Genomic DNA, 10021 nt, shown 5'->3' on the forward strand with positions numbered 1-10021 from the left:
CGCCGCCGCGCGGCATGCGGATGACCGTGCCGCCGGAGGTCTGCTCGGAGGGCTCGTCGTCGCGCGCGGCGGCGGGCGCGGCATCCGTCCGCTCCGGCACGCGCCGCGGTGCCGCGGAGTGGTCGACCGCGCCGGTGATCGCCGCGATGAGGGTCTCGCTGGTGACGTCCGCGACGTTGTACACGCCGTTGTTGCGGCCGAGGCGGAGCACGACCACGCGGTCGGCGACCGCCATCACGTCGGCCATGTTGTGGCTGATGAGGATGACCCCGTGCCCGCGCTCGCGGAGACGCTCGATGAGGTTCAGCACCTCGGCCGTCTGCGCGACGCCGAGTGCCGCCGTCGGTTCGTCCAGGATGACGACGCGCGGCTCGCCGATGAGCGAGCGGGCGATGGCGACGGTCTGGCGTTGCCCGCCCGACAGCGACGCCACCGGCACGCGCACGGACGGGATCTTGGCCGACAGCTCGCGCAGCAGCGTCCAGGTGCGCTGCTCCATGTCGACCTCGTCGAGCGTGGCACCGTCGCGCAGCTCACGCCCGAGCCACAGATTCGCGACGACGTCGAGGTTGTCGCACAGCGCGAGGTCCTGGAAGATCGTCTCGATCCCGAGCTGCTGGGCGTCGGCGGGGGAGTCGATGCCGACCTCTTCGCCGTCGAACTCGATCGATCCGCTGTCGGGAGGGTGCACACCCGCCAGTACCTTGACGAGGGTCGACTTGCCGGCGCCGTTGTCGCCCACGAGCGCCACGACCTCGCCCTCGTTCACCCAGAAATCCACGTCGGTGAGCGCCTTGACGGCGCCGAACCGCTTGCCGATGCCGCGCATCGTGAGCACGCGTTCACGCGGCCGCCCGGTCCGCGGGTGCGTCATCGACATCCTCGCCCTGTCCTCATCGTCGTTCCCAGCCCCCGCCGTCCCCTGCCAGAGTCAGGACCCTACCCGATGCCGGCAGCTTCGCACGCATCCGCGTAGGCGGGGGTGCAGATGTCGTCGACGCTCCAGAATCCGTCGGCGACCACAGTGTCCATGATGTCGTCGATCGTCACCGCCACGGGGTCGAGCAGCGTGGCTGGAGTCCCCTCGATCTCCAGCGGTGCCGTCACCTCCTCGCCGTGCAGCAGCTTGACGGCGATCTCGGCGGCGAGCTCCGCCTGCGGCTTGATCGCCTTGTACACCGTCATGTACTGGTCGCCGGTGAGGATCCGCTGGATCGCCGACAGCTCGGCATCCTGTCCGGTCACGATCGGAAGCGGATCGATGTTCGCAACGCGCAGCGCCGCGATCGCACCGCCGGCGGTGGCGTCGTTTGCGGCGTAGACCCCGGCGATCGCGCCGCCGTGCTGCGCGATCTGCCCCGACACCCACTCCTGCGCCTTCTCGGGGTTCCAGCCCGGGGTGTCGTACTCGGCCAGCACGCGCAGGCCGCTGTCGTCGATGATGCTGTGGGCGCCCCGCTTGAACAGCGCCGCGTTGCTGTCTGTCGGCGAGCCGTTCACCATGAGGATGCCGCTGCCGTCCTCGGTCGCCCGCATCCCTTCGACGAACGCGGTCGCCTGCAGGACGCCGACCTTCTCGTTGTCGAACGAGATGTAGTACGCCAGGTCGCCACCGGCGATCAGGCGGTCGTACGAGATGACGGGCACGCCCTTGGCATTGGCCGAGTTCACGATGCTGACGGCGGCGTTCGCGTCGACCGGGTCCAGCACCAGCACTCCCGCGCCCGAGGTGAGGGCGGACTCCGCCTGCTGCTGCTGCTTCGCGGCATCCTGATCGGCATTGGCGTACAGCACGTCGTAGTCGCCGAGCTCGGCCACGCGCGCTTCGAACAGGGGCCGGTCGAAGGTCTCGTAGCGGGCGGTCTTCGCATCGGGCAGGAGCAGTGCAATGGTGTCGTCGGTCGGCGTGCCCTCCCCGGCACCGGGATCTCCCGTGCAGGCGGACAGCATCCCGGCGGCGACGAGGAGGATGCCGGCGGCCGCCGCCGCGCGATGCCCGACCGAGCGCCGCCGCGGCCGATCGTGTCGGGTGCGGGACATCGGACGAGCCTATGCGGTGATGGGAAGCGTCGACGCCGCCGGGAGCTGGGCGCTGACGGTGACGTGGTCGAGGGCGATAGCGATGGCCCCGCGCGTCTCCGCCCACTCGCCGAAGGAGGCGCCGACGATCTCGGGCAGGCCGTCAGCTGAGGGGAGGGCGGTGCGCTCGAGCGAGTGCCGCATCGGCGCCATGAGGATCTCGCCCGCCTGACCCAGCTCGCCTCCCACGACGATGACCTCGGGATCGAAGAGGTTGCAGAGGCTCGCCGCCGCGATGCCGATGTGGCGCCCGGCATCGGCGATGACGCGCCGTGCCGCGCCGTCGCCCGCTTCGGCGGCCTGCAGCAGGTCACCCAGGCGGTGCATACCCTCGCTCGAGGGGAACAGCGACAGCAGCGCGGGCCCGCCCGCGTAGGTCTCGAGGCAGCCGCGGTTGCTGCAGCGGCAGATGGGGCCGTTCTCGTCGAGCGTGACGTGGCCGATCTGGCCCGCCTTGCCGTTGACGCCGCGGAACAGGTCGCCACCGACCACGAGTCCGGCGCTGATCGTGTGGCCGACGCGGATGAAGACCGACGACGCGGCGGCGCGGCCGTTGCCCTCGCGGGCCTCGGCGAGACCGCCGAGGTTCGCCTCGCTGTCGACGTAGACGGGGCGGCCGATGCGCGCCGCGAGGCTCTCGGCGACGTCGACGCCCTCCCAGCCCCGCAGCAGGCCGGGGGTGGACACCATGCCGGTGCGCGGGTCTATGGGGGCGGGCAGAGCGAGGCCCACGGCGAGGAGATCGGTGAGCGACCCGCCGAGCGACTCCATCATGTCGCCGAGCAGCAGTGCGAGGCGGTCGAGCTCGGAGTCATGGCGGTGGTCGAGGGGGAGGGGGAGCGAGGACTGCGTGACGATGGTGCGTGCGGTGTCGGCGATCGCGATGTGCAGCTGCCGCGAGCTGTAGTGGACGCCCGCGACGAGACCGAGCCGGCGGGCGAGCGACACCAGGGTCGCGCGGCGACCGCTGCTCGTCGTGAAGGATGTGTGGAGCAGGCCCGAAGCGGTCAGCTCCTTGACGATGTTCGAGACCGTGGCGGGGGAGAGCCCGGTGCTGCCGGCCAGCTCGATCTGCGTGAGGCGGCCGTGGCGCTTGAGGGACTCGACGACGCGCGCGCGATTGGCCTCGCGCAGCGAGGTCTGCGAGCCCGGCGGAGCTTGACGGCGTGCCACAGTTCACACTGTATCCCACCTGCGATTTCCCAGATCGGCCGCGGGATCGCCGGTAGGAAGACGAACGCGGCCCGCGCGAGCGGGCTACTCGCGCAGACGCACCAGTCGCTCGTGCCCGGTCTCCTCGAGCTCGGCGATCGACTCGCGTGCCTTCACGAAGTCGTTGAACGACCGGTAGCCCAGCGCCTTCTCGCTGAACGACGGGTCCATCCGACGCATGTGCGTCTTGACCGCCGAGCTGTGCAGCCACTCGGAGTCGTCGTTCTTGTCGTGGCCGAGGCGCAGGGCGCGCTCCAGCAGGCGGGTAGCCGTCTCCTGCGGGTCCTCGGCAGGTTCCTCGACCGGCTGCACCGGCTCGGGAGCGGGTGGCTCGAGGCTCGCCGCGACGGTCTTCGACGACGCGCGACGGTTCCCCCGCTTCGGCGGCGCCGTCGTCTCGAGCGCCTCGTTGAGCGCAGCCTCGATCTCGACCGTCGAACGGGCCTCGGCGGTCGAGGCCGTGGTCTCAGCCGACGGGTCCGGGGTCACGGCATCCGTCATCGCAGGAGCCTCCGTCGGCACGGACTTCGCCGCTCCTCGACGGCTTCCCGACCGCGCGGCCGTCCCGCCGGTCGCCGCACTCGCCGCCGTCTCCTTCGTCTTGGTCGCACGGCCCGAGGCCGCCTTGGACGGCGCCCTCTCGGCTGCTTTGTCGGCGGCCTTGTCCGGCGCCTTGGCAGCCCTCGCGGGTTCGCGGGTGACACGGGGGACCCCGGGCAGCGAGTCGTATGCCTCGAACTCGTCGCACGCGGCCGCCAGCGACTTCGCCGTGGACCCGGCCACACCGACTCCGACCACGTAGCGGCCGAGTCGCTTGCACCGCTGCGCGAGCGGGACGTAGTCCGAGTCGCCGGCGACGATCACGACGTGCGTGAGGTCGGGGAGCCGGAACATGTCCTCGACGGCGTCCACCGCGAGACGGATGTCCGCTCCGTTCTTGGCGTATGCGGCGGCGGGGAAGAGCTGCACGAGATCGACCGCACGGGCGACGAGCTGCGAACGGTAGATCGCGTTGACGGGGGCCGACCAGTCGGCGTATGCGCGGGTGAGCACGAGCGTGCCGAAGGAGGCCGCGAAGTCGATGATCGCGCCGACGTCGATGGTGGCCGCGGCGAGCCGCTCGGCGATCTCGGGATCGTTGGGGTTGTCGGCGATGCGCTGGCGGTCGCGCGAGTACGAGTTGCGGCCGTGGACGCGGTCGTACCAGGACATCACGATGTTGTCGAAATCGAGGTACACCGCGACGCGGGGATTCTGCAGGTCGGGCATGTCACTCCTCACCGGGGTAGCGCACGCCCACGAGCGTGCGGATCTCATCGAGCGTGGCCATGATCGCGACGGTCTCGTCGATCGGCAGGATGTCGGAGTCGGTGCGGCCCTCCGCCAGGTACCGCCCCGCTGCCAGCGCCTGGTACTGCATACCGCGCCCCTCGATGTCGGAGCGGAACTCCTCGCGCACCGTGCCGTCGGGCCCCACCAGGCGGAATGAGGTCGCCGTGTACCAGACGCGGTCGATGTCGATGCGGGCGTCCGTGCCGATCACCGACGCGGTGTTCGGCCCCGCGCCACGGGACGCCGACAGGGTTGTCGACAGTGCGCCGTTGGCGTGCGCCATGATCGTGGCGACCTCCGTGTCGGATCCGGCGTCGCCGATGCGCGCGGACGCGACGATGGACAGCGGCTCGCCGAGCATGTCCCACGCGAACGAGACGGGATAGATGCCGAGGTCGAGGAGCGCGCCGCCGCCCAGCTCGAGCGCGTTGATACGGTGCGCGGGGTCGGACGTCAGCAGCTGGGTGTGATCGGCGGTGACCGCGCGGATCTCGCCGAGTGCGCCGGAGGCCACCAGCTCGCGGATGCGCACCATGTGCGGCAGATACCGCGTCCACATGGCCTCCATGGCGAGGAGCCCGCGGTCGGCGGCGGCGTCGCGGACCGCTGCCGCTTCGTCGGCGTTCAGCGTGAACGGCTTCTCGACGAGCACGTGCTTTCCGGCCTCCAGCGCCAGCAGGGCGTTGGCGGCGTGCATCGGATGCGGCGTCGCGATGTAGACGATGTCGACATCGGGATCGGCGACCAGGTCCTCGTACGAGCCGTGGGCGTGGGGGATGGAGAAGTCGGCGGCGAACGCCTCGGCGGTCTCGCGGCGACGGGATCCGACGGCGGTGACGTCGAGGCCGGCGGTGCGCAGATCGCTGGTGAACGCGCGTGCGATGCCGCCCGGTCCGAGGATGCCCCAGCGGGGTGAGGACGGTGAGGTCATGACACGAGGCTAGTGGCGCCACGGCGCACTCGCCGGGTCGACTAGCGCGGGACGCTCTCCGCCAGCCGGGGACGGCCGGCCGTCTCGCCGATCCGCTCGAGCGCGCGGGCCAGGTCGTCGACGATGTCGCGGGCGTCCTCGAGGCCGATCGACAGGCGCACGGTGGTCGGACCGATGTGCGCCTCCGAGAGCTGGGTGCGCGACATGTGGCTGTGGGTCATCGAGGCAGGGTGGGCGACGAGGCTGCGCGCGTCGCCGATGTTGGCGACGAGCCGGATCACCTGCAGGCGCGAGATGAACTCCTCGACGAGGCGGAAGTCGCCCTCGTCGTCGCCGGTCGTGGGGAGGTCGAACGCGAAGACAGAGCTCACCCCGTGCGGCAGATACGCCTGGGCCTGGGTGTGCCACGGGCTGGTCTCGAGCCCCGGGTGGTGCACGCGCGCGACCGCCGGGTGCGTGTCGAGGAACTGCGCGACCGCGAGTGCGCTCTCGGTGTGGCGCTGCATGCGGAGATCGAGCGTCTCGAGACCCTGCAGCAGCTGGAAGGCGTTGAACGCCGACAGCGACGGCCCCAGGTCGTGCACGTACTTGGTCTTGACCAGGGCGATGTAGGGCGATCCGGTCTCGCCGAAGCGCTCGACGAGGCTGCCGTCCGGGACGCGCCGGTAGGTCTGCGTCAACTGCGGCCAGCGCTCGGGGTCGGCGGTGAAATCGAACGTGCCGAGGTCGACGACGACGCCGCCCAGCGACGTGCCGTGCCCGCCGAGGAACTTCGTCGCGGAGTGGACGACGATGTCGGCGCCGAAGTCCTTGGCGCGCTGCAGGTACGGCGTCGCGACGGTGTTGTCGATCACGAGCGGCACGCCCGCGTCACGGGCGACGGCCGCGACGGCGCCGAGGTCGAGCACCTGCGCGATGGGGTTCGAGATCGACTCGGCGAAGAGCGCCCGGGTGGTGGGGCGCACCGCGGCCGACCACGCGTCGACGTCGTCCTGGTCGACGAAGGTGACCTCGATGCCCCAGTCGGCGAACGTGTCCTGCAGCAGATCGACGGTGCCGCCGTACAGCTGTCGCGCCGCGACGATGTGCTCGCCCTGCTTGGCGAGGGCGAGCAGAGCCACCGCGACGGCCGCCTGACCCGAGGCGACACCTGCGGCGCCGATGCCGCCCTCGAGCTCGGCGACGCGGCGCTCGAACACGAGCACGGTGGGGTTGGCGGCGCGGCTGTAGATGTTGCCGTCCTTGCGCAGCGCGAACAGATCACGTGCCTCCGCGAGCGAGCGGAACTCGAAGCCGTTCGACTGGTGGATGGCCGGAACGGCGGTGTTCTCGGCTACGCCCGGGTCGAACCCGGCCTGCACCTGGGCCGTCGCGAACGAGCGAGGGGCGGCCGGGCGAGGCGGCAGATCGTTGTCGGTGGCACGAGGCATGCTGACCATTGTCGAGCCGCGGGGGCCGCGCCCGTGCGTCGTGTGTCGAACTGTTGCGCCGGCGGCGCCGAGCCTGCCGGGCGGGGGTAGCCCGCGCGCGGGCGAGAATGGACCGGTGGCGCAGCTGATCACCCCCGCAGAACTCGACCGCCTTGTCCGCTCCGGCAGTGTCCGCGTGCTCGACGTCCGCTACCGGCTCGACCGCCCGGACGGCAGCGCCGACCACCTCGACGGCCACGTGCCCGGCGCGGTCTACGTCGATATGGAGACCGAGCTCTCCCGGCACGGCCGTCCCGAGGACGGCCGCCACCCGCTGCCGGCGACCGCGGATCTGGAGGCCGCCGCGCGCCGCTGGGGCATCCACGACGGCGACACGGTCGTGATCTGCGACGACGACCGGGCACTCGGCGCCTCGCGCGCGTGGTGGCTGCTGACCCGCTCGGGCGTCGCCGATGTGCGCCTCCTCGACGGCGGGCTGCGTGCATGGGTCGCCGCCGGCCTGCCGCTGGAGAGCGGCCCCGTGGTGCCGGAGCCGGGAGACGTGTCGCTCACGCCCATCGCCGAGCCGGTGCTCTCGATCGACGAGGCGGCGGCGCTCGCCGCCTCCGGCGTGCTCATCGACGTGCGCGCCGCCGAGCGCTACCGCGGCGAGGTCGAGCCTGTCGACCCGATCGCGGGCCACATCCCGGGTGCGGCGAACCTGCCGACCGGTGCCTACATGGACGGCGAGCGGTTCCGGGATGCCGAGAGCCTGCGTGAGCTGTTCGGCAGCGTCGGCATCGCCGAGAGCGTCACTGCGGCGGCGTACTGCGGGTCGGGCGTCACCGCCGCGCAGGCGGTGTTCGCCGCCGAGCTCGCGGGGCTGCGGCTCGGCATCTACCCGGGCTCGTGGAGCCAGTGGTCGAACACTCCTGGGCGGCCGATCGCCACCGGCGCCGCGCCGGCCGAGGTCACCGCCAGCGTGTGACGGCCGGCGTCAGGGCACCAGGGTGATCTTGCCGTCGACGCCCGCCTCGATCGCGCGATGCGCGTCGGCGGCGTCGGCGAGGGCGAACGACGGTCCGAGCTCCACCGAGAAGCGCCCCGCGGCCATCAGGGCCACCGCCACCGGCACCGCCTCGGTGCGCCACGCCTGCTGCTGCGCGGTGAGCGGCAGGGGAGACCCGCCCGAGAACGCACGGATGCCGAGGCCCCCGGCATCCCGCCCCCGCACCAGCGTCACGATCCGCTGTCGATCGGGCACCAGTTCGACGGACGTCTGCAGCGCCTCGTCGGTGCCGGCCGCGTCGATCGCGGCCGTGACGCCGTGCGGCGCGACCTCGCGCACCCGGTCGGCGAGCCCGTCGCCGTAGCTGACGGGGATGGCGCCGAGCGCGCTGACGCGGTCGAAGCGGCGCTCGGACGACGTCGCGATCACGGTGGCGCCCCACAGCACCGCGAACTGGATGACTGCCTGGCCGACGGCACCGGACCCGCCGTGGACCAGGAGCGTGTCGCCGCTTCCGACACCGAGCGATCGCAGCGCCTGATACGCGGTGCCGACCGGGATGCCGAGTGCCGCGCCCTCCGCGGCGCTCACCTGTGGCGGCCGCGCGAACACCCGGTCTGCGGCGACGACCACCTCGGTCGCGTACGCACCGGAGGCGCCCGCGAAGACCACCGGGTCGCCGGCGCGGAACCCGTCCACCTCGTCGCCGACGGCGATCACGACGCCGGCGCCGTCGCCGCCGACCCGACGCGGATCGGTGATCTCGCCCGACGGGCGCGCACCGGAACGCAGCTTCGCATCGATCGGGTTCACGCCCGCCGCCGTGACGCGGATCGCGACCTCCCCGGTGCTCGGCGCCCGCTCGGGCACGGGGATCTCGTGCAGCACCTCGGGGCCGCCGAACTCGGTGTACGCGATCGCAGTGGTCATGGCGGGGGCAACTCCTGTCGTCGAGGCGGGTATTCGCGCACGGGCTCTGCTCGTCGAGCGGCTAGCCACGCAGGGCCCGCTGCAGCCGCTGCAGCGACACGGGCTCCGCCGTGCCGAGGGACTGCGCGAACAGGCTCACACGGTACTCCTCGAGAAGCCAGCGTGCGTGCACGAGTGCCACCGGGGCGTCATCGGGCGGCGGGATGGTGCCGCCGGCCTCGGCGAACACCGTCGCGGCGCGCTCGAACTCCGTCATCCGCTGCCGGTCGCGGCCGGGATTGTCTGCCAGCGTGCGCACACGGTCCAGCGCGCCGCGGAGGTACCGAGGGAGGTGTGCGAGGCGCGCTGTGCCGGTGCGCGACACGAAACCGGGGAACACCAGGCCTGCGAGCTGGCCCTTCACGTCGTTCAGGGCGCCGAGGAGTGTCAGCGAGTTGCCGTCGCGCATCGCCTTCTCGACCTCGCGCGCGGCGGTGAGGATCCGCGCGGCCAGCGACACGGTCTGGAACAGCTCGTCCACGACGGCGCCCGAGAGCGCGTCGCGCACCGCCTCGAAGCCCGCGCGCGTGCGCACCAGAGCGTCGGGGGCGGTGCGGGCGATCACGGCATCCGCGACCGCCACGCGGCAGTCCTCGATCAGCGCCTTCGCCGAGGGATAGGGGGATGCCGCGAGGGCGAGCTTCTCGGCGGAGGTGAGGTGCTCGAGCACGTACGCCGTGGGCGAGGCGACCGACAGCAGCACGAGCCGTCGCACGCCCGCCCGCGTCGCGCGGGCCGCTGCCTCGGGGGTGGTCTCGATGCGCAGCGCGACCGAGGCGTTCTCGTCGACGATGGCGGGGTAGCCGCGCACGACGCCGCCGGCGACCTTCGTGTCGACGACCTCGGGGAGGTCGCCGAACGTCCAGTCGGTGAGACCGGTCTGCTCGACGAACGTGGACTCGGGGCGCGCTGTGCCGCCCGGCGTGCCCGTCGACCGGGGCGCCGGTCCTGCCGCTCGCGGTCCGGACGCCGGTGTCGATGCGCTCAGCGAGCGGGAGACCGAGGCCCGCGCACGGTCGGCGAGGCGGGCCTGGAGCGCCGTAAGGTCGCGGTCCGAGCCGACGGCGCGCCCGCGCGCGT

At 72.3% G+C, this 10021-nt stretch carries 9 protein-coding genes; 1 reads left to right on the top strand and 8 read right to left on the bottom strand.

What is annotated here, in order from left to right; translation table 11 throughout:
• The 6 genes from ACI3KX_RS21040 to ACI3KX_RS21065 form a co-directional block, all read right to left on the bottom strand.
• On the bottom strand, nt 1-880 hold an 880-nt coding region (locus ACI3KX_RS21040), incomplete at its 3' end, for an ATP-binding cassette domain-containing protein (protein ID WP_404910961.1).
• A 59-nt stretch (nt 881-939) separates the two neighbouring features.
• A complete protein-coding gene (locus ACI3KX_RS21045; RefSeq protein ID WP_363353069.1) occupies nt 940-2040 on the bottom strand; it encodes a substrate-binding domain-containing protein in 1101 nt (366 codons plus the stop codon).
• 9 nt (nt 2041-2049) lie between these two features.
• Complete coding sequence (locus ACI3KX_RS21050) at nt 2050-3252, bottom strand: ROK family transcriptional regulator (protein WP_349428016.1); 1203 nt, start codon at nt 3250-3252, stop codon at nt 2050-2052.
• An 84-nt stretch (nt 3253-3336) separates the two neighbouring features.
• Nucleotides 3337-4560, bottom strand: coding sequence for an NYN domain-containing protein (locus tag ACI3KX_RS21055; protein ID WP_404910962.1), 1224 nt, complete (start codon nt 4558-4560; stop codon nt 3337-3339).
• Nucleotide 4561: 1 nt separating this feature from the next.
• Entirely contained in the window at nt 4562-5554 is a 993-nt protein-coding gene (locus ACI3KX_RS21060; RefSeq protein WP_363353065.1) for a Gfo/Idh/MocA family oxidoreductase, read from the bottom strand.
• A 41-nt stretch (nt 5555-5595) separates the two neighbouring features.
• The gene (locus tag ACI3KX_RS21065) at nt 5596-6984 is read right to left on the bottom strand and encodes a PLP-dependent transferase (RefSeq protein WP_363353063.1); all 1389 of its coding nucleotides are present in this window, start codon (nt 6982-6984) and stop codon (nt 5596-5598) included.
• Between the two features lie 115 nt (nt 6985-7099).
• Between ACI3KX_RS21065 and ACI3KX_RS21070 the strand changes: the two genes are divergently transcribed.
• Complete coding sequence (locus ACI3KX_RS21070) at nt 7100-7951, top strand: sulfurtransferase (protein ID WP_404910963.1); 852 nt, start codon at nt 7100-7102, stop codon at nt 7949-7951.
• Between the two features lie 9 nt (nt 7952-7960).
• Here ACI3KX_RS21070 and ACI3KX_RS21075 read toward each other — a convergent pair whose 3' ends face one another.
• Both ACI3KX_RS21075 and ACI3KX_RS21080 read right to left on the bottom strand, forming a co-directional pair.
• On the bottom strand, nt 7961-8902 hold the full coding sequence (locus tag ACI3KX_RS21075) for a zinc-binding alcohol dehydrogenase family protein (protein WP_404910964.1): 942 nt from the start codon (nt 8900-8902) through the stop codon (nt 7961-7963).
• A 61-nt stretch (nt 8903-8963) separates the two neighbouring features.
• A partial coding sequence (locus tag ACI3KX_RS21080; protein WP_404910965.1) for a DUF3418 domain-containing protein occupies nt 8964-10021 on the bottom strand: 1058 nt, incomplete at its 5' end.

This window comes from Microbacterium sp. ZW CA_36 (genome assembly GCF_044987475.1).
GTDB lineage: Bacteria > Actinomycetota > Actinomycetes > Actinomycetales > Microbacteriaceae > Microbacterium.

What these genes read in the sequence shown, in the direction of transcription:
- ACI3KX_RS21045 (WP_363353069.1), bottom strand. Translation starts at nt 2,040, where the DNA reads ATGTCCCGCACCCGACACGATCGGCCGCGGCGGCGCTCGGTCGGGCAT.
- ACI3KX_RS21055 (WP_404910962.1), bottom strand. Translation starts at nt 4,560, where the DNA reads ATGCCCGACCTGCAGAATCCCCGCGTCGCGGTGTACCTCGATTTCGAC.
- ACI3KX_RS21060 (WP_363353065.1), bottom strand. Translation starts at nt 5,554, where the DNA reads ATGACCTCACCGTCCTCACCCCGCTGGGGCATCCTCGGACCGGGCGGC.
- ACI3KX_RS21065 (WP_363353063.1), bottom strand. Translation starts at nt 6,984, where the DNA reads ATGCCTCGTGCCACCGACAACGATCTGCCGCCTCGCCCGGCCGCCCCT.
- ACI3KX_RS21075 (WP_404910964.1), bottom strand. Translation starts at nt 8,902, where the DNA reads ATGACCACTGCGATCGCGTACACCGAGTTCGGCGGCCCCGAGGTGCTG.